The following is a 21,701-nucleotide window of genomic DNA, read 5'->3' as shown; positions in this document are numbered from 1 at the left end:
CTTTATCCACGCCCGCAGGGAAGTGACTGATCAGGCAAAATACTAGGGCTTAATCGATCCTGGCTTCACCAACTCTTCTAACGCAACCCCCTGCTGTTTTAATAACGCCTCTAGCGCAGGCAGCAATGGCCCCAAGGTTTCTGTCAGCATGGCACGTACGGTATCGACGACGACTTGGGTCGCGCGCTCGATTTCGATATTTAAGGCGGCACCGGTTTTTTTCTCGGCGAACACGGTCATGCGTAGGGTTTCCGGGATTAACCAGACTTCGAACCAGCCCTCTTCGCGGTTGACTTCGGCAACTGTGAGGCTGGCGCCGTTGATGGCAATATAGCCCTTGGCAAAGATATAGCGTAACCATTCTGGTGGTACGGCGATGCGGATAACATAGTTGTTTTCCAGCTCGCGGATCGCTGCGATCGTAGCTTTGAAATCAATATGACCAGACAGCGGATGACCGCCTATTTCTGCGCCGTCTCTGGCGGCTCTTTCCACATTAACCCGCCCGTCTTGCTGATAGGCGCCTAGTGTGGTGATTGCCAGGCTTTGTTGCATGACATCAAACTCTGCACTGCTATCGTCGGGTAGGGCGGTGACCGTCAGACACACGCCATCTACGGCAACACTGGCACCGATTTCCAGATCTTTGCAGAAGCCTTCAGGGAAATCGAGCTTAAATGTTCGCAGGCCGGGTTTGTCAGATAGTGTTGCAATGCGGGCGATGCCTTGTACGATGCCAGTAAACATGGGGAGTGGTATTCAAGAATTGGGGAAATATATGCCTGCCTGATGCGCTTCATGCGATTTACATGCTGGTCACCAAGGCAATGTCATTGTAAACGATTCGCTGGTTTGCCATGACCATACAGATTCATTGCATTAACGTGTTTGCTTACTGCTGCTTAAAAATGACCTTTAGCGACAGGCAAATCTACCGTGAACGTGCAACCTTGTCCCTCGACGCTCTCACAATGGACATGGCCACCCATTGCTTCGCTGAGTTTTTTGACAATCGACAAACCTAATCCGCTTGAATGTTCTCCTGCCGTAGGCCGGGTAGAGAGACGGGTGAATTTTTCAAAAAGATGTTGCTGATCTTCTTCCGATAATCCCGGCCCTTCGTCCTTGACAACAATCCTGCCAAGCTCGGCCTGTGCCGAGATGGTGATCCAGATATGCCGGCCTGCCAGCGAGTATTTAATTGCGTTGGATAAAAGATTATCAATAATCTGTACGGTGGCATTGGCGTCCGCCATGACATTGACGGTCGCGTCTGCCGTAATAAGCAGATCAAGGTTCTTCTCTTTTAAGTGAGCCTCAAACTGTGGCACGATTTCTTGCAGCATTTTGTGCAGGCTCACCGTTTGTAATGCAACAGGGGAGTAACCAGTTTCAATTGCGTTGACGTCAAGCAAATTGGTGATGATATGCATCATGCGATGCCCGCTTTTGCTAATACGCTCAAGGTAACTGTGACGCAACGCAGGCTCTATTTGCTGATCAAGTTTGCGAAGCAAATCGCTCATGCCGATAATAGAGGTCAAGGGATTTTTCAGGTCATGAGAGGCGATACCGAGAAATTCATTTTTCTCTTTATCGAGCTGCTTCAGACGCTGTACGGCGTCAGCTAATTCACCCGTACGCAGCAAGACTTTTGATTCTAGTTCCTGCTCGGCTTTTTGCGCCATGCTAAGTAACTGATGTTGTGCCAATGCCCGTTCTTGTTTGATGATATTGATCTTGTCCGCCTGTGCCAGCGCCAGCAAAATAATTTCTATTGCTGAGCCGATCTGGAATCCAAAATCAGCGAACCAGCTACTTTCGATCATACCCAAATTTCGTAAAGCGACCATCATCGCGCCAGCGATCCATGCGATCGTCGCAAAAAAAACAATCCAGCCAGGCCGGTAACCACGCCTGGCACTAAGTACGCAAATTGGCAGTATCAGGAAAATCTGTAAAAAACCAAGTAACTGCACAGAAGGCGCCACCACATGGTTATAGCCAACGAGTACAACAAGTGCAGCGAGCATCGATAAAACCTGAATAACCCGGAATACTGTTGCAATGTGCGGCATGCGCTTAGGTAACTGCAAAAAATGGGTAATGAAAAGCGAGTCAAACAAAATAATCAGCGGCACACACAGGCCCGGAGTGATATCCACAAACCACGGCCAGTCCTGCGCAAAGTATTGCCCTATATGTCCATTGACGCTCAGGCCTGCAAACAAAATACTCAGTGACAACAGCAGGTAATAAAACATGGTTCTGTCGCGAAACGACAGCATCAGTATCAGGTTGTAGGCGATCATTGCCAGCATGGCGCCGTAGTACACGCCCATCAGATTCGAGATGAAATTCGACTCTTCCGCATAGCTTTGTGGCGTGAATAGTTTGGCGCGCAGGAATAAAGAACTGGTGGTTTGTATGCGCAGATAAACGAATTTGCTTTGATGATCGTTCAGATGCAGCCGGAAAGTAGGCAGGCGAAGCTGCATTTCCTGCGCCGAAAAATGCTGCCGGTCACCGGCTCTGCTGGCTTCTATCTGCCCATCACTACTGACCTGGTATAACTGTATGTCGTCCAGCATCACTGGACTTACTTCCAGCCACCACTCAGAGGCGCTCGTGATATCGGTTTTTTGCAGACTAAAGCGCAACCAATATACTGAACGTGTATAAGAAACGTTCAAATTGCCTTTAAGCGCTTTGAAATTATGTGCTGTCCCGGGCTGCACCACATCCTGAATAGACAACTGCCCTGACTTGTCTTCCAGTACATCGAATTGGGAATCGAGAGAAAGCCGCCGGGTATCGGCTTTAATTTCCAGGTTTGCGGAAAACCCCGGACTAGTCATCAAGCAACAAGCGACTAGCGCGATCAGATAAACTGAGAGTTTGCTGGATATGCGCATGCGCTTGATATCGTGGCAAAAGAAAAAACCAGACTAACAAGATTTATATCGATGCGCAACCTAAAAGCATTACTGGTAGCAGGGCAGGCTCACTTCAACCACAATCTGTTTTGAATGATTTGGTCATGATTGCGCATGATCAGCACATGCTACTTGCCTGTATGGACTTACGATTTACTGACGGCGTTGAGGTTCCGAGGTATGTAAAAACTTGGTATAGAGATCACGTGGTGGCGCGATGGAAATTTGCGACAGGATACGGCCAACTGCGCCGCGATGATAGGTGCCGTGTGCAATGACATGCATCAGCATTTCTTCACGCGACATACATCCTTTGTCGCCGTCGGTGAAGGTGAACATGATGTTTTCCTCCAGCATGGCGGGACGAATGTTCTCAATAAAGCGCTTATATTCTGTGTCCAGTTGCTCTACCGCTTGTTGTAGATCACTCAGCGGAGGTGTTTCCGGTGTATTGGTCGCCGTGTAGGAGTGTGCTTGTTGCTGGAGGTTGGCGAAGAAAATACAGTCCACCACATAAATGTGATTCAGCAGACGGAGTGCCGCGTGCCGTGCCGACGCCTGCGCGGTATCTGCGGCATCCTTGCCTGACGATGCGTCGATGCTGGCAACGCAGGCGAATAATTCTTTATTCGCCCATGCTTTGTAGCCAAATAATGATATCAGAAGAGTTGTGCTGCTCATGATGTCCTCCTTGCGTTTTTACCGTTCAGGTATCCAGGCGTGTATCGTGTTCTAAAGTAGGGATCAGGTTTGACTGGGTCATAGTGATCAGATTATCGCGCAACCATTTATGGGCAGGATTACGTCCATCGCGTTCATGCCACAACATGTCAATATGAACCTCAGGCAAATCAAACGGTAGTTCTTTCCATACCAGCGCATCAGTCATCCCGGTAGATTCAATCAGATGACGCGGTAATACGGTAATCAGATCGGAATTGGCGACAACTTTGCCGCCGGTAAAAAACTGGTTCACCGTCAGTAAAATGCGACGCTCACGTCCGATATGGGCTAAGGCCTCATCCACCAGCCCGTGCGCACGTCCAGAGAAACTCACTAGCAAATGGTTGGCGTCGCAATAGCCATCCATCGTCAACTCTTTATCGGCCAGAGGATGGTCTTTGCGCATCACGCAGACATAATGACCTGAGTACAGGCGCTCATGGCGTATCGGACTGCTGGACGCGCCCTGCCCGCCAGCGAGTTGGGCGACCACGCCCGGGAAGAATCCGACCGCAATGTCAATATCGCCGCGTATCAGCATCGGGCGTGGCTCGCGTGTTGTCAGCGGTACCATGCGTGCATTGAGTCCGGGAGCATCGCGCTCGATGGCGCGCACCAGGGTCGGCATCCAGAGTGCGGCAGTTGCATCGGCCATTGCCATCCGGAAGGTTGCCTGTGCTTTCGATACGTCAAAGCTGGTTGGTGCAATCGCTGCCTCCAGATTCGACAGCGCGAGCCGTATCGACGGCCACAGCGTCTCCGCACGTGGTGTCGGCTTGACGCCATATGCCGTGCGTATCAGGAGTTCATCGCCGAGTGAGTGACGCAGGCGCTTGAGTGCGTTGGAGACGGCAGGCTGCGTCATCGCCAGTTTATCGGCGGCACGGGTCAGGTTTTGTTCAATCATTACGGCATCAAAAACCCGTAACAAATTCAAGTCAAGTGTCAGAAAGTTCATTGACGATGCTCCAGGCAGCTTTCATAAGTTAGGGCTTACTCATTGGCAATCCATCATCAGTTCGACGTTAGTACAAGGCTTTGCCGTATTAATTGCGAGTATCTTCGTCATTGCCTGTTACCGCAGCGATGGTGTGTAAGTCCGCTAAATAAGTAAACCTAATCTTTGCACAATTATTCACAAACTGCATAGTAGATATGAGAAATCAAAATTAGATTTATATATTGCACTGCAATATTATTCCATCATCAAATAAATAGACAGAAATGCTGAGAATATTATGACTTTCCTCAATATCGCTTTCCCAGTGACAAGTGCCATCCCTGTTGCAGAAATGGCTGTCAGCACCGTGATCGCCGCCGCACGTCCATTGTTAGGCGTCGGTATCCTGGCAACAATGCTGGTTGTATTCAAGCCAATGATCGCCGGCATGCTGCGCGCTGCTCTGGTCGTACTGAAGCCTAGAATGACCCGTGAGCAAAAAAGCGCCAACCGCAATTTGCGCAACATCCTGACGATCCGTCGTATCGCCAGCGATCTGGATGCGACATCGCCAAATATGGCTGCAGAGTTGCGTGCTTTAGCCGCACGCGGTTAAATCGGTTAAATCGATTTCAGTCTCAGTCTTGATTTAGCAGCCAATCCAGAGCCCAACGGAAACAATCATGCAATCGACTTACTCCACAGATGCGTTGTTGCGGTATCGTAAAAATCAGCCAGTGCGTGCTGTCGCCGGATCCAAAAGTCTGGCATCGATGCTGCCGACCATCCTTACTACGGGTGTCATCACTCTGGTGGCGACTGCGGTCATGCGTTTACTCTGGCTAGGTTTTAACAATGACTTCTTCGGCGCCTGGATGGAAGCATGGCTGACTACCTGGCCTATCGCTTTTCCGGTTGCCTACATGGTGAAACCTGTGGTTTATCGGTTGAGCCGTGGCGTCAGCCAAGTAGCTGAGCCTGAGGTCGTTATCACCAGCCCCAAAGGTTTATCTCTTCATGACGTACATTCCGCGTCTCAGCATGCCAACCGGACAGCGCCTCTGAAACTGCTGCAGCAACCCTTCGTTCATCGGTGATATACGCTTTTACAGCAGATCAAACCGCACATAGGTGCGGTTTTTTTATGGATGTCGGGTTTTACATTGCTCTTCATATTGTTGAAAGACAGTGTCATTAATTTTTTTGATCTCGCCGTCTTTTTCCATTTTTTGTAAAACAGTATCCAGCTTTTGATACACATCCTGATATTTTTTGTGCAGTACATGATAGCCATTAAGCTGTGCGAGCGATGGCTCCAGAATCACGATGTGGGAGAGTCCCAACTGTCTGACGTTACACAGGCTGAAGCGTGAATCTACTGCAATATCGGTTCTTCCCGCATCTAGTTTTCTGAATAGAGAGTCAATCGACGGTGCAGCCTCTGCCTGCGCTTCTTTTAATTGTTCTGCAATGACATGGACACCAGCGACATAGCCGACAGAATATGGTGCCAGACTTTGAAAACCTTTGACTGCGAAACTGACGCCGGCTGAATACACCACCAGATCTTCCCGGGTAATCGGCACGGTGATTGTACGCAGATCGTAGTCCGGTTCAAACGTCAGCCTGAACAGAAAACCATCGAGTTTGCCCGCCTGAAGCAAGCCCGTGTGCCGTTTTGCCGAACCTGTCACGAACTGGACAGGTACACCTGCGCGGGCATACGCAATTCGCATGACCTCTTTTGCTGCGGTCATACTTGGCCGGTTTCCGTCGAGAACGCCAATTTGTAGTGGAGTGTCAGCACAGGCAAGGTTTGCACACAAGATTACTGCCAAGAGCGTCAGTGGCAGTACTGTCGAGAGTTTGCTGAGATATCGCGATGCACTCATAAGTGACCCCGCCTGGGAAGGTGTGGTAATAAGTTTAACAAATAAAGTAAAAATAACAAAACTTATCAACTAGATATGTTGACCAGGATTTACGCAAAACGACAAATTGCCTGTCACCATTTAAATTGAAACCGCATGCTGTATGCGGCTTCCAGAGGTATTTTGTGCCAGCAGGCGCATGCTGCTTGCGGGTTCTTTTTAATATGGATGTTTCACGGAACTGCTTGCGCCTGCTTTTCTCGGTGGCCCGGGTATCCGTGTCTATGTGTCTCTGTGGCGAGTGGTTTTAGTTTTTGCGTAAGTCCTGTTGACTTTACTTCTCAGTAATAAAAAAAGCGCAGCTATTTAGCTGCGCTTTTTATGTAAAACGGACTACCTGATCACAGGGTAATCGTGTTGCAATCAAGCCGTTACGCTGACAGACGTTGCTCCAGCGTTGCTTTCGTTGCCACCAGTTCGGCTGGCAAATGATAGTTTAGCTTATCGAACAACTCAGTATGCAACGCCAGCTCTGCTTGCCATGCCGCCCGGTCGATCGAGGTAATGGTATCGAACTGAGCTTGTGTAAAATCCAGACCGTCCCAAGTCAGATCATCAAAAGTTGGCGTGATACCGAAAATATTTTCAACACCGTTGGCGTTGCCTTCGATACGTTCCAGCATCCATTTCAACACGCGCATATTGTCGCCAAAACCTGGCCAGACAAATTTGCCGTTCGCATCCGTACGGAACCAGTTGACGCAGAAGATTGCCGGTTGCTTGGCGCCGATCGCCGCGATTTTTTTGCCCATGTCCAGCCAGTGCTGGAAATAATCGCTCATGTTGTAACCCATGAATGGCAGCATCGCAAACGGATCGCGACGCACCACGCCTTGTTGTCCGACAGCGGCAGCAGTGGTTTCGGAACCCATGGTCGCCGCCATGTAGACGCCTTCGACCCAGTCACGTGCTTCGGTAACCAGCGGTACGGTAGTTGAGCGGCGACCACCAAAGATGAACGCAGAAATCGGTACACCGGCAGGATCATCCCAAGCCGCATCGATCACCGGATTCTGTGTTGCGGCAACAGTGAAGCGGGCATTCGGATGCGCGGCTTTACGACCGGTTTCTTTAGCGATTGCCGGAGTCCAGTCCTTGCCTTGCCAGTCGATGACATGCGCTGGCGCTTCTTTGGTCATGCCTTCCCACCAGACATCGCCGTCGTCCGTCAATGCAACGTTGGTGAAGATCGTATTGTGTGTCAGCGAAGACATGCAGTTCGAATTTGTCGCCGTGTTTGTACCAGGTGCAACACCGAAGTAACCAGCCTCCGGATTGATCGCATACAAGCGGCCATCTGCACCAGGTTTGATCCAGGCGATGTCGTCGCCGATGGTGGTGACTTTCCAGCCTTTGATCGCAGGGATCAACATGGCGAAGTTAGTTTTGCCACAGGCGGATGGGAAAGCCGCTGCCACATAATGCTTTTTACCTTCGGGAGATTCAACACCCAGAATCAGCATATGTTCAGCCAGCCAGCCCTGGTCACGACCCATGGTTGATGCGATGCGTAATGCAAAGCATTTTTTACCTAACAGGGCATTGCCGCCGTAGCCTGAACCGTAGGACCAGATCTCACGTGTCTCGGGATAATGCACGATGTATTTCGTCGGATTGCAAGGCCATGCAACATCTGCCTGACCTTCGCTCAATGGCGCACCAACCGTGTGTACGCAAGGGACGAAATCACCGTCTGTGCCGAGCACGTCGAATACCGCTTTACCCATGCGCGTCATGATGCGCATATTCACTGCGACATAAGGCGAATCAGACAATTCCACGCCGATGTGAGCGATTGGCGAACCCAGCGGGCCCATGGAGAATGGCACCACATACATAGTGCGACCCTGCATACAGCCGTCGAATAAAGGATTCAGCGTCGTACGCATTTCTGCCGGTGCCATCCAGTTATTCGTTGGTCCTGCATCTTCCTCTTTGGCGGAGCAAATATAAGTACGATCTTCAACACGCGCCACGTCAGATGGATCAGAGCAAGCCAGATAGCTGTTCGGACGTTTTGCTTCGTTGAGTTTTTTCATGGTGCCAGCGGCAACCATTTGTGCGCACAGACGGTCGTATTCTTCTTCGCTGCCGTCACACCAGTAGATATTGTCTGGCTTAGTCAGCGCCGCCATGTCGGCGACCCAGTTGATGAGCTTTTGCTGTTTGACGTAGGCAGGGACATTCAATGTCGCCACACCACGCATGATAGGTTGATTCACGATACTACCTCCAATGCCATTTAATAGAAATCTGTGTAGCGGCACGGCAGGATCGTCGTTAGGGGTGTCGGGCGGTGCGAGCAACAGCTAAAAAAGCGGGCTCAAGCACAGCGCGGACAGGCTCGATGACGGCGGTTCTGTCGGATGAAGAATTGATCTGGCTAATCGTTTTTGACGCCGGACCCACTCTTACGAAAGCAACAATGTAATATTGCATTCAGACTTACGCCCGACATGATGTTGCAGGCGGAAGAATCAAAAAGCTACGTGGGCAGTAATTGTACACTCGCAACTCGATCAGAGCGAATTTTGCTTCAAAATTGTTATTACTTATGCATGATATTTGAAAGCGAATTGCAAGCTTGGCTTGAATTAATGCAAAAAGTAGCCAAAACCACAAAGGAATTTCCATGAAAATCGCGATTCTCGATGATTATCAAGATGTCGTACGCCAACTCGCCTGCTTCGATTTATTGCAAGGCCATGAGGTCAAAGTCTTTAACAACACCGCCGTCGGTCTGGGCCAGCTAGCGATCCGCCTTGCGCCTTTTGATGTCCTGATACTGATACGCGAGCGTACCGCTTTCCCACGTGCCTTACTCAGCAAATTACCGAATCTCAAGCTCATCTCACAAACTGGCAAACTCGCCAGTCATGTCGATGTCGCTGCCGCCAGCGAACAGGGGATCAAGATCGCCGAAGGTATCGGTGATCCCACTGCACCCGCTGAGTTGACCTGGGCGCTGATCATGGCCGCCTCACGCAAGATCCCGCACTACGCCAGCAACCTCCAACAAGGCTTATGGCAAACCGCCTCAATTCATCCCGCAGCTAATTCTCTCGGACGGGTACTAAAACGCCGGACGCTCGGTATCTGGGGATACGGCAAAATAGGTAAAATGATCGCCGCCTATGGCAACGCATTTGGGATGAACGTCCTGATCTGGGGTCGCGAAGCCAGTCGCACACAGGCACTACAGGATGGTTATCAGGCTGCCAATTCAAAAGAAGATTTTTTTGCCCAGAGTGACATCCTCAGCCTGCATCTGCGCCTAAATGATGCAACCCGCGGCAGCGTTACCGCAGCCGATCTCGCGCTGATGAAAACAGACGCCCTCTTCGTCAACACCAGCCGCGCAGAACTCGTCGCAAGTGGTGCGCTGGAAGCCGCTCTCGCCGCATCTCAACCACGCCCCGGCTTTGCCGCATTGGATGTGTTTGAAAGCGAACCACTTGCTCCTCAGCATCTGCTGCTGCGTCTGGAAAATGTCCTCGCCACACCGCATCTCGGCTATGTAGAGCGCGACAGTTATGAATTATATTTTCGCGCCGCCTTTCAGAACGTCGTCGACTTTGCCAACGGCACGCCAAAGAATATTTTTAACCCCTGAGCAATAAAGCATCATTATTGGCATTACACTCATTGCTGTCTGATATCGATGCCAAAACGATGTCAGTCTTAGCATTCGTATCAGCATCGATGCCTGCTGAACACCCGTTATTAATACCTATTGTTAAGCATAATTTTTTAAGCACAATTGTTAAGCACAATTGTTAAGCACAATTACTAAGTCCTATTATTAACCCCACTAATTTTTTTTGAGAAAACACATGTCATCCATGCGACTCATTCACTTATCCGTAGTCTCTGCTCTTTTTTCCATCGTATCCTTAGCCGCACAACCCGTGCAGGCGCAGAGCGTGCGTGCACCAGCGATTGCCGAAGGCGACACCTGGGAATTCAGAACGCTCAATATGTGGTCATCCAAACCGATCTCCCAGTTCAGTAAAAAAACTATCGGCATATCCGGTGAATATGCCCGCATGTTTTACGAAACCCGCACCTTGGGCAAAGGCGAAGAATTCGTCAAACCACAAGTATCAGAAGGCACCGTACGCACCGACCTTAACATGACCGTCATGTTCAAGAACGATAAGATGGAACAGATCTGGTACAAATGGCCGCTCGAGCCAGGCAAAAAATGGGAGTTCCAGTACAAACAAGAATTCCCGTCCGCCACCAACAGCGCGCAGATCCAGGTATCGATCACCAACACCAAAGCAGAAGTCATCGGCTGGGAAACCATCGAAGTCCCCGCAGGCAAATTTAAAGCCCTCAAGATTGTCTACAAAAATAGCTGGACCATGGACAACCCAACGTCATCCGGCACCACACAAAATATCGTCTGGTACAGCCCCGACACCAAATCAAGCGTACAGACCACCTTCGAATCCTTCGGCGCAGACGGCTCACCGCAAACCAGAACGAATCAGCAACTGACTCGTTTTGAGAACGCCAAATAGACTTATTTTTTGCTCTAAAGGTTTCAGGTTTTTTGAACAGACTTTCGCGCACTTGGTCAAGTCAACTCGGTTTTACGGGGTGACGTTTTTGTCCATTTGGTTATACTGTATTTTTAATCAGTATAACTAAATACAGCTCGCGCTCATGAGGGTTTCAAGAGATGTAGAGCAAGCTTGTTATTTTTGCATCTTCGGTTATCATTGCAAAATGAAAATTAAATCAAGTTAGATGGCGCTCAAGGTTCTTTGGGAGGAAACATAAATGAAACCGTGGCTTGCTCTATTGCTCACACTGCTATTGCTCGTTGGAGTCTTGCTGGCGTCCGCGCTGGCTGGTTTCAATCTGACTTGGTTAATGATTCTTGTGACCGCACTGTGGGCCTCCATCGATTCGTCAAAGTTGCGGCTCAATCAGTACAAGTCCGGTATTTCCTATTCGCCACCAGTTCTGTTCATCGCTATCGCCTTCTTTTGGATTGTCGGATTTCCCTGGTACTTGATCGTGCGCTACAAGGTGAAGAATGGAACTGCGGTCATGAAGGACGGGGTAGCTGCCAATGCCACCTAACACGACGCTCGACGCGGAAACTGCGCATGTAGGCATTTCGACGTTTGGCATTTTTTTGATTACTTGCTCTCTGATTTCTGTGTGTTGTGCGCAGTTCCAGTCAGCTCAGCGTTAGATTCATATGGAGACTGCCATGACCCCACAAGAGAAACAAGAACGCGCAGTGGCGTTAACTCTAAGGACGCACAAGACCGCTGATCCGTCGAACGCATTCATCCGAAGCGAGCTTGCCGATATGTTCGGTGGGACGATCTTCACTGTCACATGGCAAAGCGGCAAGGAGAATCGACCCGTTGACAGTTTTGTCTTCTTCGACGGAGACAAAGAGCACTTCTTCTTCAACGGTCCTGAACTGTTCCGCTTTCTAAATGGTCGGCGGCAGCGCAATCCATTTATTTCATTGCTCCGCGAGTTGTTTACCGTTGGTGGTGCGCCTGCAGTTATTGCCATTGGCATCACAGTCACCATCTGCTACTTGGCGATCACGCATGTTGATCAACCTCCACCAACAATCCTGAGCCACGCCTTGACTACGATCCTCGGCTTCTACTTTGGAAGCAAGGTTGCGAGGGACAAGAAGCCAGGAAATACCGCAGCCGATGATGCCGCGGAATGAATCTAACCCTTCCTTCAAGCGGACGTGCCAAGGGCTGCGCCCTTGTCCCGCCGCTTAAGTCAAACGTTAGGCGTCTCAAATGTTCATCCGTCTAGTTGTCGGCGCCGACCATGAAAACCACAAGCACCTAACTGGCCTCGTTGCTGAAGCCAAGCTACTACGGAAGTCCGGTGTGCTCACCGCCAACGAGGAAGCCATTCTCGAAGAGCACTACGAATGGCTCAACAAGCATTTGCCTTGTCCGCCTTACTCATCTTCAAACTGGCCGAAAACTGTCGCCGCTTGGTTCAAAGACACCGCCGTCGAACCCATTCGTCGCCTGCGCGCGATCGGCACACTTCTCGAAGAGCATGGCCTGCAAGTACGAATGCTGCGCTCCAAGAATCCTGGCAAAGTTCACTACGAAGATGCCTTTCAGGTCGTGGTGCACGAATGGAATTCCCTTTAGTCATGGCAATGCGAGCAGAGCCGCCTAACCCTTCAATCGAGAGGACGTCACCCGGCAAGCCGGGCGCCGCCTCTCATCTCAAACGTTAGATTCGCAACTACACAATGGCATCCGAAGTTCATTTCGACGAAGCGGGAAATACTGGGGCTGCGCTGCTCGATCCCGATCAACCCGTCTTCGTACTTGCTTCAACTAACTTCAGTCGCGAGGAGGCGGACGAGCTACTGAATCTTGTTCGAACGCCACAAACTCGTGAAGTTAAGTTCACATCGCTGAAGAAGTCGGCAGCCGGAAAGAGCAGGCTGCTGCAATTTCTCTCGTCGCCTCTCTTGACTCCAGAGCGAGTCAAAGTATCGATTACGCACAAGCGCTACATGGCGATCTGTAAAGCGGTTGACCTAATCGAAGAGACACTTGCTCATCGTGACGGTATTGATCTGTACGCGAGGGGTGCAAACATTGCAATTGCAAACCTTCACTACTATGTGACACCGGTCTTCTGCGGCGCAGAGCGGTTCGATCTTTTCTTGTCCACCTTCGTAGCGATGATCAGGACTCCGAGTACAGCTACGAAGGCTGCTTTCTTCGCGTCAGTAAGAGCGCTCTACGAGAATTGCAGCAGCCCTCGGCATCAAGCCTCCTTCGCCCCGTATCTCGTCGCCGAGCGGGACATTGACAAAATACTCCAGGGCGTCAACTACATCGCCCTAGACCCAGCAATCGGCACGCTGTTTCATCAACTCAGCGTGTGGGGCACTCAGATTGGTCAAGCGTTCGTTGCTACGCACGACGAGTCCAAGCCAGTCTTTGCCGAGCGCGAGAATCTGGCGGCAATGATAAATCCTGATGTGGCTCCGACAATGATTGGTTATGACCGCCGGAAATTTGAGTTCCCGTTGAGAGCCCGAACACTGAACTTTTCCGACTCTCGCAACGTTCCTCAACTCCAAGTTTCAGATCTGCTAGCTGGTGCCGCTGCCTACTTCGCCACTGCGGTGGCGCGAAGTGCAAGAGACGAGTTAACCGAGCAACTCGATCAAGCGGGAATAGAGCGCTTCAGCATCCATGCTCTCTGGCCTGCCCCGCATGTGACCCCTCAGGCGCTGGGCACAGAGGAGGTCGGTGGCCTGAATGCCAATGACTTCATGGTCAGCGCACTTGCCAAGACGCGAATCTAACCTCTCATATCAAACGTTAGGTATTACTCAATACAAGGAAGTTCATGACTCGTAGCTCAATGGCCGGCCCACTCACTTTCGTATTGGTCGCGTTCGGTATTCCGTGGATAGGATGGCTGTTCGTGCAGAACGAGGATTTAAGCATTTGGCTTTTTCCACTCTTCGCCAGTATCGCTGGGTTCGCTGCGGCATTTGCGGACGGCGGGACACAAGGTCTTGTCGCATTCTGCCAGCGGGTGTTTGGTGTTTTATCGGTCCCGCGGTACGTGCTGGTCGCGGTGCTTATTCCGCTGGCCTTGGGCTTTAGCTACCTGTTCACAACAGGCGTGCCCGTTTCAAGTGTTGTCCTGTCACCGGCGGCCATGCTAAGTCTCTCGCTCGGCGCCGCTCTAGTCACCGGCCCACTCGCCGAGGAGTTCGGGTGGCGCGGGTATGTCCAGCCAGCGCTGTTGCGTCGCTTGGCTCCGTTCTGGGCCGCGCTCGTGACGGGTCTCATCTGGTGGGCTTGGCACTGCGCTCTCTACCGTGATTCGGTGTTTGCTGCTCCGGCCTCGGCGTTGCGCTTCCTGACCTATCTGGAAACCTGGTCCATCTTTGCGGTATTCCTCGTGCAGCGTGCGCGCGGCTCGGTCTGGCCCGCGGTTGCACTCCACTGGGCAGCCAACACGCATCCCGACATTCTTCGTGTGCTGTTGCCCTCTGTAGACGGCGGAAGCCTTCCCGGTGGCTCGACGGGCTGGCTGTTCTACCTTGCAGCGGCCTGTGCGTTTACGGTCGTCAACCGGGGCTTCTATTTCACCAGGCAAGCGGATATTGCCGTGCCGCACGCAAGGGCTAACAATTCGCCCAAGCCGACGCTGTCTCGCGGCGAGGCTTAACTCAAGTGTGAGTCGTCGCAAATAGCACGGACGTAAATTCGACGATTAACATGACGGCCGGAAGAGAATCGCCAATGACAATTTTTTCTCTATTAATTATCTAGTGGCGACGATCTCGGTAACTCAGCGCTATGCAACTCAATACGCAGCTTTAACATATGCGAAAAAGACTCGTGTCATTAACTTGAATCACCTTATTGAATGTGTTGTTTATGGAAGCATTTGCGCACTACTTAGTAAATTTTAATCTGGCAATCACAAGCCAAAAGCCTATATGTGACGAGAAAAATTTGGCGGGTCATTTATTATTATTTCTGTTGCTGTCGTCATGTTTCTCGCTGTTATGCATCGTCTCTCAGGTGCAAAGAAACATGACATTGGTAGCGATGCATAACTCAACAATCAACTCGGATGGAGCGCGCCAATCAATTCACGGTCGGGCGTCAGAATCTGTGTTCACAAATCTCATGGAGCAATAATGTCCCGCGACACAAAATTTGTGGAAGAAGCAGCAGCACTCGGATACCGCTTCGACGGCGAAATCAAGATCGGGGGCAACTATGCGTCCTTGGTGCGGGACGGCGACCGCATCTATATCAGCGGTCAAATTCCGCGAGTCGGAAGTGATGTTGTTGTCACAGGCGCTGTCGGTGCCGAGACTTCACTGGCGCACGCTCAGCTCGGTGCGAAGGTCTGTGCAATGAGAGCGCTTGCGCTACTCAAGCAGTCGCTGGGTACACTGGAACGTGTGAAAGGCATTCAGCGCATTACCGTATTCGTACAGTCAGATAAACAGTTCACTCAGCAGAGTGAAGTCGCAGACGGCGCATCTGACGTGCTATTCAATGTTCTTGGTCCTGCTGGTGCACACACACGTACTTCAGTCGGTGTATATCAGTTACCCAAAAACGCCTCGGTCGAAATTGATTTCATTGCGAGCATTGAGTCGCCATGTTGATGCCGCCACCTAAGCCATCATTCAACGGGTCTTACACAAAAGTCCGCTTAGGTAAGACTAGCGCCGCATCATCGTACATATGCAAAACAAAGGTGCGGTTCACGCATCTTCCACGTGGAGAAAAATCATGACAGAAAAATTTGTCGGCCAATGTCAGTGTGCTGCCGTCAATTATCTTGTGACCGGAACATCTGCAACGCTGTTTGCCTGTCATTGCACGGATTGCCAGCGCCAGTCGGCAAGTGCATTCGGCATGGCACTCTGGATAAAGAATGCCCAAGTTGAGGTTCTAAGCGGGGAACTAAAAGAATGGGTCAGGCATATGCCTTCTGGCCGCAAAATGTCTTGTCGCTTCTGCGGGGTATGCGGTACACGCGTATTTCATCAAGTTATAGGATCCGACATTCTCAGTATTAAGCCTGGCACACTAAACAATACGAAAGACTTAGTACCGTGCGGGCATATTTGGACTGACAGCAAACAGGAATGGATTCATATTGATGAAAAAGCGCTCCGGTATACGGGGAATCCTGAAAATTTTGACGCACTGATTGCGGCATGGCATAGCGACCATGCGTGAACTTGACACATGCTTAAACCGCTCATGTCGATGCGATTAGCGTCGCGTAATCGTAGGCATGCACAGTTGACTGCATGTCGTACGCTGTGATGCTGGGATGAACACTAACGCTGAATCTGTCTACATACCCAGCACAACAAAATAAGGGACTCGCACATTACTCGCGCAACTCCCTCTCCAGCAACAAAATCCGACAAATGCTACTAACCTCTAACAACTTCAACGCAAGGGCAGAGGATAACTGGCAACGCTGACGTTTCCTTTTTTATCCACAGCCTGCACCGCAAAAAACACATTGTCCTTCGACACATTTTTCATCGTGTAACTGGTGACGTTGCCGACGTCCAGGCTGTGTTGCCAGTTCGCTGCGGTGGTTTCGCGCCAGAGGATGCGGTAGCCTGCCAGGTCAGCTTCTGTATTGGCTTGCCAGACCAGGCTTGTGCTGTTTTCTAGCTGGGCAGTCTGTATTTTTACTTGTGCCGGTGCTGCTGGTCCGGTTGCCAATGAGGCTAAGGCGGCAGCGTTGACTCTGGCGACCTGGGCGGTGTAATTGACGTCGACATACTCGGGCAGGTCGCCGATTTTGATGCCGTTTTCTACCCGTACATTTTGATGCTGGTGATTGAAGTCTTCGTTCGGTTCGGTAAAGCGCAATGCGGCGTAGCCTTGCTCCAGAAACGGAATATGATCGCCGCCGCGCAGGTAGCGATCGCGACGGTTGACGATGGTGACTTTAAAGCCGGATACATAGGCTTCGCCGACGGCTTTGACATGGCGTGCCAGCTGGCGTGATGGGGAATCATTTTCGCCACCGGTACTGATCAGGGTCCGCAAGGCTTCTGGCATGTCTGCCAGTGCGGGGATGCCTTCGGCGAACAGGCGTACCTGGGTGTTATCGAGATGGCCGTCGTCCGCGCGTGAGCTGCCGATGATGTCGTTGGTGAACATGCCGGCAATATTCATCTTGCCAGCGCGGGCAGTCTTGGCGAAATGCGCCGCGCCGAACAGACCTTGTTCTTCGCCTGCAACAGCCATAAAAATCAGGTTGGCGTTAAGCGGGTAGTTTGCCTGCGCCATGACACAGGCCATTTCCATCACGGCCGCCGTGCCGGAGGCGTCATCATTGGCGCCCGGTGCAAATGAGGTGGCATCCATGACGTCTGTCGCCCGCGAATCGTAGTGGCCGCTGACCACATAGTAGCGGTCGCTTGGTACGGCGCTTTTTAACTCGGCGACGACATTCACGATCTCGGTTGGCTGCGTCAGGCGGCGGCCTGCGGGTTCGATATAACTGTCAAAGCGGACCGCCAGTCCGGGGCTGCCTTTTACCGTACCACAGCGCTCCAGTTCGGCTTTGATCCAGCGCCGTGCTGCGCCAATACCTCGGGTGTCGGATACGGTATCGGACATGGTGTGGCGGGTTTCAAAGCTGACGAGCTTGTTGATGTAGGCGTTAATCCGCGCCGGAGAAATTTCTTTGACGATCTGTTCAATTGCTGGCTGACGAGCAACGGGCGTTAGCGCAGTCGTGTCATTCTGTGCTGTTGCGATGATGGATTGGACTGATAGCAAGGGAAAGGCCAGAAGGCTGGCGATAACGGCAGGACGTGAGGCAAAACGCAACATGGAAGCTCCGGAGTGACGGTCAGTGACAGAACATCTTGGTTAAGGAAAGGACAAAACAGACAGACGATTGCGTGGACATGGCGTAACGACAGTTCATGGTAGCCCGCTGCAAAACCAACCCAGCATTTGCATTAAGGCAGATCCGATGTACCTAAACGGATCACGTCCATTGGCGGCGTGTCGTTCGGCAGCCATTTTTGATGAATTTTGGCATAGGTACCTTCTTTTTTCAGCCAGCGCAACGCGTCTTCCCAGGCCTTGATTATGCTGGACGGTGTTTTTTTGGAGAAGGCTAAATACAATTCGAGACTATCGAGTACCAGCACTTGTTCGACCTCGTCGGGCGCATGACCGATTTCTTTCAAAATCGACGGTACTACCAGACTTCCCTCCACCCACAGATCAAAACGCTTTGCCAGCAACATATTCGCAATGACATGCGGCGTGGCGGCCTGATCGATATTCAGGTAACCCTTTTTTCTGGCGGTATCGGCAAAAATACTGGAGCGATATGCGCCCACTGTGTATTTGCGTAAGTCATTGCCAAGCAATCTGCGCAGCACCACGGCGTTGCCCTTGCGAGTGAACAATGCGGTATTGGAAATCGCGATCGGTCCGAGCATGACGACCAGTTTTTCACGTTCCTCAGAGCGACCCATGGTGAATAGCATGACGTTAGGTTCTTCGAGCACGGCTTTGTAGCCTCTCGCCCATGGGACGACCTGGATCGGCTGGCTGCTGCCTAGGCGCGCCTGCAAGGCTTGCACCACCTCGACGGCCATGCCCTCGGCTTTACCCGCATTGGCGTAGCTGACTGGCGGCCAGTCTTCGGTATAAATATCCAGGGTCTGCGCGTGAATGCTGGCGGACAAACAGAGCGTGATAGCCAGCCAGCACAGCTGTAAAGTCCGGAGGCGGTGTAGCGAAATGAGCGTCGTCGTCATGGTCTGGCTTACCCGATTTTTCTAAGAAAAAACGAAGACAGATCCTGACAATCTGCTCCGGCGCTGAAGAGAAATTAATATACTGCCCTAAGTATATTTTTAATGTTCTTATAAAACCTGCGGAGTAAGCCTTATTTTAATGATAAATAGGGGGAGTATATGTCAACAGCCGCTAAGGCAATAAAGACAGATTCATTCCCGCAGGCAGCACATCGTGCCGTACGACCGGGTAGCGCGAGGTCTGACCGGACAAGGCATTTGGCCCCCAGATGCGCTCCCATCCCGGTGGCCAGGTCAGCGGCTCACCTGCATAATCCGGCATGCGCTGACGCACGGCAAACACCGGCAAGTGCACGGGCAAAGGGGCATCCGGTGTATCGGCACCCAGGCTGTAGGCATAATTTGGCAGCAAGGCATCGCAGATCTGAGCGAACCATTGCGTATGATCTTCATCTCGTCCCAGAGCCTGCGCCAGACCGGCAGGATCGAACCGTGCCAGCGCAGCGATCAGCTCTGCCGTAGTGGCACCCGGCGCGTCACCCCAGCCCATCACCGGGTTAAAATTGTAATCAGCTCCAGAGCCATACCAGCCCTCGCGCCACGGTCTTTGCATCCAGTGCCGTGGTCCGGTAAATAATTGCCAGCGCCAGTGCAGACCTGACGGTTTCGGCCAGCTGTACAGGTACAGTTTTTGATAACCGGCGCCATGCAGCTCGCGCACCATTGCCATCAGACGCGCATGCGGCATGCGCTCTGGCGGCTGCCGGCGAAACAGGATCGCCTCGCCATCGGCATGTTGAATCTCATCCGTCGATAAATTCAGGTCTAGCGTCCGTGACTCATTGCCAAAGCGTGCCGCCACCCAGCCCGTCAACAGATTGACAGCGGTCAGCACGCCATAGCCACGATGACGATGAAAAATAACAGTACCTGGAGCGATCGGTTTCATGAGACTGCAAAGGATGAAAATTAAACGGTCAAACAAATAATAAGGTCTTAGTCTAATCCAAATCCAAGTCGCCGACAGCAAACTTCAGAGCTACAATATGACCAATATTTGCCGACGATGTTGATTGACACGATTGATTGAAACAGCTAATCGGCTTAATTGATCTAGTTGATCTAGTTGATGTTACAGCCTGATGTGACAACCTGGTGTGACACTTAAATGTCACACTGATTGTTACCGCTGACCGGCACCAGGTAGTGCACGAATTTTTTATCGACGTATTCTTTATTTATTCTTCATTCATTTTAACTACCATCATGACATTACGCATCATTGCCACCGGCGGAACCTTCGACAAACATTATGATGAACTGGCTGGCAAACTCGGGTTTGCCGAAAGCCACTTACCCGACGTGCTCAAGCGCGCACGGATCACCGTACCTGTGGCTCTGGAAGCCGACCATCTTATGGATTCGCTCGATATGGTTGATGGAGACCGTCAACGTATTCTGAACTCTTGCCAGCAAGCGGCTGAGCGTGCCATCGTGATCATTCACGGTACCGACACCATGCGCGAAACCGCCGAAGTCTTAGGCGCAGCCAATCTCGACAAAGCGATTGTATTCACCGGCGCGATGATCCCTTACGAGATCGCCAATTCTGATGCCTTGTTCAATCTCGGCTTCGCCTGCGGCGTCGCACAGTTGTTGCCGGCAGGCGTGTATGTCGCCATGAACGGACAGGTATTTAACTGGAACAATGTACAGAAAAATCGCACTGCCGGTGTGTTCGTCACCAATCCTGCTTAGTTACTTACTAACCGCCTACTAAGCATTTATCAAAATTGCCAACGCCCGTCTGAACCGCTATGAAACTACTCCTCGCCTCTGTATTGCTGACCTGTGCTGCGCTGGCGCAGGCGGCAGAAGTACGTTTTGGTCAGCTATATTTTTTCCAGCCAGAAGACGTGCTGCAAGCCAAACAAATCAAGAACGACGAAATCGTCCGCTACTCGAACAAGGTCCAGTCCTTCATCTGGAAAGCATTAAAAAAAGCCAATGTCGACACCACCAGCGGCTACCTCGTGATGGCCGTGCGTGACGATGGCAAAACTGCTGCCTGGCTTGACATGGAGCCAGCGGTAAGCGAGGCGATCGAGAACGATATACTGACCGCCGCGAAAAAAATCCAGGCCTTCTCTGTCGCCCGTGGCACCGTTGTATTCGCGATCAAGATGACGCTAGAGTCACCGAAATGGTATGACCTGCAATTTAATAAAGTCCCGCCGCAACAAACCACACGCCAAAAGCCCGCGCCGCAGGCCTGGGATGACGCAATCAAAAAAATCGGCAACACCGACAACATTGAAGACATCGTCAACGCAGCCTGGCCAGAAGAATAAACCTATGTCCGGCATCGTGAAATTGGTCGCCGCCAGCAAAGAGGATTTTGAAGACCTGCTCGCCCTGCGCATCCGCGCCATGCAGCCGAGTCTGGAACGTCTGGGTCGCTTTGACCCGCAACGTGCGCGTGAGCGCCTGCGTGCCAGCTACGATCCGGCAGCGACCCGACATATCATCCACAATGAGCAACGCGTCGGTTTTGTCGCATTACAACCCTGCGAAGGCGGCATCTTGCTTGACCATCTCTACATCGATCCCGCATTCCACGGACGCGGAATCGGTACTCAGGTGCTACAGCAGATTTTTAGCGACATTGATCAGCAAGGCGCAATCTTGCATGTCGGTGCCTTGCGCGATAGCGAGGCAAACCGGTTTTATCGCAAGCATGGTTTTATCTTCAGTCACGAGACCGAATGGGATTTGTATTACCAGCGGCCTCCCCAATGACTTTGTACATAAATTCGCGCTTGCTGTCGTCAATGCTCAGTACAAATACT

23 protein-coding genes are annotated in these 21,701 nt (G+C 51.4%); 14 read left to right on the top strand and 9 right to left on the bottom strand.

Going from position 1 to position 21,701, the window contains the following annotated elements; genetic code table 11:
• Positions 1 to 42 precede the first annotated feature (42 nt).
• The 4 genes from ACO0K4_RS03535 to ACO0K4_RS03520 all read right to left on the bottom strand — a co-directional run bounded on the left by ACO0K4_RS03535 (position 43) and on the right by ACO0K4_RS03520 (position 4,617).
• Positions 43 to 747 (bottom strand): riboflavin synthase subunit alpha, encoded by a 705-nt coding sequence (locus ACO0K4_RS03535; RefSeq protein ID WP_422955211.1) that lies wholly within the window; start codon positions 745 to 747, stop codon positions 43 to 45.
• A gap of 155 nt (positions 748 to 902) precedes the next feature.
• On the bottom strand, positions 903 to 2,915 hold the full coding sequence (locus ACO0K4_RS03530) for a sensor histidine kinase (RefSeq protein ID WP_422955210.1): 2,013 nt from the start codon (positions 2,913 to 2,915) through the stop codon (positions 903 to 905).
• Between the two features lie 174 nt (positions 2,916 to 3,089).
• Positions 3,090 to 3,617 (bottom strand): DinB family protein, encoded by a 528-nt coding sequence (locus ACO0K4_RS03525; RefSeq protein WP_422955209.1) that lies wholly within the window; start codon positions 3,615 to 3,617, stop codon positions 3,090 to 3,092.
• Between the two features lie 25 nt (positions 3,618 to 3,642).
• Positions 3,643 to 4,617 (bottom strand): LysR family transcriptional regulator, encoded by a 975-nt coding sequence (locus ACO0K4_RS03520; RefSeq protein ID WP_422955208.1) that lies wholly within the window; start codon positions 4,615 to 4,617, stop codon positions 3,643 to 3,645.
• A 280-nt stretch (positions 4,618 to 4,897) separates the two neighbouring features.
• Between ACO0K4_RS03520 and ACO0K4_RS03515 the strand changes: the two genes are divergently transcribed.
• Both ACO0K4_RS03515 and ACO0K4_RS03510 read left to right on the top strand, forming a co-directional pair.
• Positions 4,898 to 5,215, top strand: coding sequence for a hypothetical protein (locus ACO0K4_RS03515; protein WP_422955207.1), 318 nt, complete (start codon positions 4,898 to 4,900; stop codon positions 5,213 to 5,215).
• A 67-nt stretch (positions 5,216 to 5,282) separates the two neighbouring features.
• Entirely contained in the window at positions 5,283 to 5,696 is a 414-nt protein-coding gene (locus tag ACO0K4_RS03510) for a DUF2798 domain-containing protein (RefSeq protein WP_422955206.1), read from the top strand.
• 45 nt (positions 5,697 to 5,741) lie between these two features.
• Here ACO0K4_RS03510 and ACO0K4_RS03505 read toward each other — a convergent pair whose 3' ends face one another.
• Positions 5,742 to 6,491 (bottom strand): substrate-binding periplasmic protein, encoded by a 750-nt coding sequence (locus ACO0K4_RS03505; RefSeq protein WP_422955205.1) that lies wholly within the window; start codon positions 6,489 to 6,491, stop codon positions 5,742 to 5,744.
• Positions 6,492 to 6,901: 410 nt separating this feature from the next.
• Complete coding sequence (locus tag ACO0K4_RS03500; protein WP_422955204.1) at positions 6,902 to 8,752, bottom strand: phosphoenolpyruvate carboxykinase (GTP); 1,851 nt, start codon at positions 8,750 to 8,752, stop codon at positions 6,902 to 6,904.
• A gap of 410 nt (positions 8,753 to 9,162) precedes the next feature.
• Here ACO0K4_RS03500 and ACO0K4_RS03495 point away from each other — a divergent pair, with 410 nt between their 5' ends.
• The 9 genes from ACO0K4_RS03495 to ACO0K4_RS03455 all read left to right on the top strand — a co-directional run bounded on the left by ACO0K4_RS03495 (position 9,163) and on the right by ACO0K4_RS03455 (position 16,282).
• Complete coding sequence (locus ACO0K4_RS03495) at positions 9,163 to 10,143, top strand: D-2-hydroxyacid dehydrogenase family protein (protein ID WP_422955203.1); 981 nt, start codon at positions 9,163 to 9,165, stop codon at positions 10,141 to 10,143.
• Positions 10,144 to 10,372: 229 nt separating this feature from the next.
• A complete protein-coding gene (locus ACO0K4_RS03490; RefSeq protein WP_422955202.1) occupies positions 10,373 to 11,056 on the top strand; it encodes a hypothetical protein in 684 nt (227 codons plus the stop codon).
• Between the two features lie 262 nt (positions 11,057 to 11,318).
• Entirely contained in the window at positions 11,319 to 11,624 is a 306-nt protein-coding gene (locus ACO0K4_RS03485) for a hypothetical protein (RefSeq protein ID WP_422955201.1), read from the top strand.
• Between the two features lie 133 nt (positions 11,625 to 11,757).
• On the top strand, positions 11,758 to 12,240 hold the full coding sequence (locus tag ACO0K4_RS03480) for a hypothetical protein (RefSeq protein WP_422955200.1): 483 nt from the start codon (positions 11,758 to 11,760) through the stop codon (positions 12,238 to 12,240).
• A gap of 79 nt (positions 12,241 to 12,319) precedes the next feature.
• Entirely contained in the window at positions 12,320 to 12,688 is a 369-nt protein-coding gene (locus ACO0K4_RS03475; protein ID WP_422955199.1) for a hypothetical protein, read from the top strand.
• Between the two features lie 104 nt (positions 12,689 to 12,792).
• Positions 12,793 to 13,866 (top strand): DUF3800 domain-containing protein, encoded by a 1,074-nt coding sequence (locus ACO0K4_RS03470; protein ID WP_422955198.1) that lies wholly within the window; start codon positions 12,793 to 12,795, stop codon positions 13,864 to 13,866.
• Between the two features lie 44 nt (positions 13,867 to 13,910).
• Positions 13,911 to 14,744, top strand: a complete 834-nt coding sequence (locus ACO0K4_RS03465) for a lysostaphin resistance A-like protein (RefSeq protein WP_422955197.1) — start codon at positions 13,911 to 13,913, stop codon at positions 14,742 to 14,744.
• 478 nt (positions 14,745 to 15,222) lie between these two features.
• The gene (locus tag ACO0K4_RS03460; protein ID WP_422955196.1) at positions 15,223 to 15,702 is read left to right on the top strand and encodes a RidA family protein; all 480 of its coding nucleotides are present in this window, start codon (positions 15,223 to 15,225) and stop codon (positions 15,700 to 15,702) included.
• A gap of 127 nt (positions 15,703 to 15,829) precedes the next feature.
• The gene (locus ACO0K4_RS03455; RefSeq protein WP_422955195.1) at positions 15,830 to 16,282 is read left to right on the top strand and encodes a GFA family protein; all 453 of its coding nucleotides are present in this window, start codon (positions 15,830 to 15,832) and stop codon (positions 16,280 to 16,282) included.
• Between the two features lie 219 nt (positions 16,283 to 16,501).
• Here the strand turns inward: ACO0K4_RS03455 and ACO0K4_RS03450 are convergent, their stop codons facing one another.
• The 3 genes from ACO0K4_RS03450 to ACO0K4_RS03440 form a co-directional block, all read right to left on the bottom strand.
• Positions 16,502 to 17,908 carry a M20/M25/M40 family metallo-hydrolase gene (locus ACO0K4_RS03450; RefSeq protein WP_422955194.1) on the bottom strand — a complete coding sequence of 469 codons (1,407 nt, stop codon included), beginning with the start codon at positions 17,906 to 17,908 and terminating at the stop codon, positions 16,502 to 16,504.
• Between the two features lie 131 nt (positions 17,909 to 18,039).
• Positions 18,040 to 18,852 (bottom strand): substrate-binding periplasmic protein, encoded by an 813-nt coding sequence (locus ACO0K4_RS03445; RefSeq protein ID WP_422955193.1) that lies wholly within the window; start codon positions 18,850 to 18,852, stop codon positions 18,040 to 18,042.
• 172 nt (positions 18,853 to 19,024) lie between these two features.
• On the bottom strand, positions 19,025 to 19,801 hold the full coding sequence (locus tag ACO0K4_RS03440; RefSeq protein WP_422955192.1) for an L-asparaginase: 777 nt from the start codon (positions 19,799 to 19,801) through the stop codon (positions 19,025 to 19,027).
• Positions 19,802 to 20,118: 317 nt separating this feature from the next.
• Between ACO0K4_RS03440 and ACO0K4_RS03435 the strand changes: the two genes are divergently transcribed.
• The 3 genes from ACO0K4_RS03435 to ACO0K4_RS03425 are packed head-to-tail and all read left to right on the top strand — an operon-like array spanning position 20,119 to position 21,651.
• A complete protein-coding gene (locus ACO0K4_RS03435) occupies positions 20,119 to 20,610 on the top strand; it encodes an asparaginase domain-containing protein (RefSeq protein WP_422955191.1) in 492 nt (163 codons plus the stop codon).
• A 59-nt stretch (positions 20,611 to 20,669) separates the two neighbouring features.
• Positions 20,670 to 21,203 (top strand): hypothetical protein, encoded by a 534-nt coding sequence (locus ACO0K4_RS03430; RefSeq protein WP_422955190.1) that lies wholly within the window; start codon positions 20,670 to 20,672, stop codon positions 21,201 to 21,203.
• A complete protein-coding gene (locus ACO0K4_RS03425; protein ID WP_422955189.1) occupies positions 21,130 to 21,651 on the top strand; it encodes a GNAT family N-acetyltransferase in 522 nt (173 codons plus the stop codon). Before ACO0K4_RS03430 ends, ACO0K4_RS03425 begins: the two co-directional genes overlap by 74 nt.
• The last annotated feature ends 50 nt before the right edge of the window (positions 21,652 to 21,701 follow it).

Origin of the sequence: Undibacterium sp. RuTC16W (assembly GCF_049339445.1) — a bacterium.
Taxonomy (GTDB): Bacteria; Pseudomonadota; Gammaproteobacteria; order Burkholderiales; family Burkholderiaceae_D; genus Undibacterium.
The sequence above is the reverse complement of the archived record's forward strand: the minus strand, read 5'-3'. Positions and strand labels throughout refer to the sequence as shown.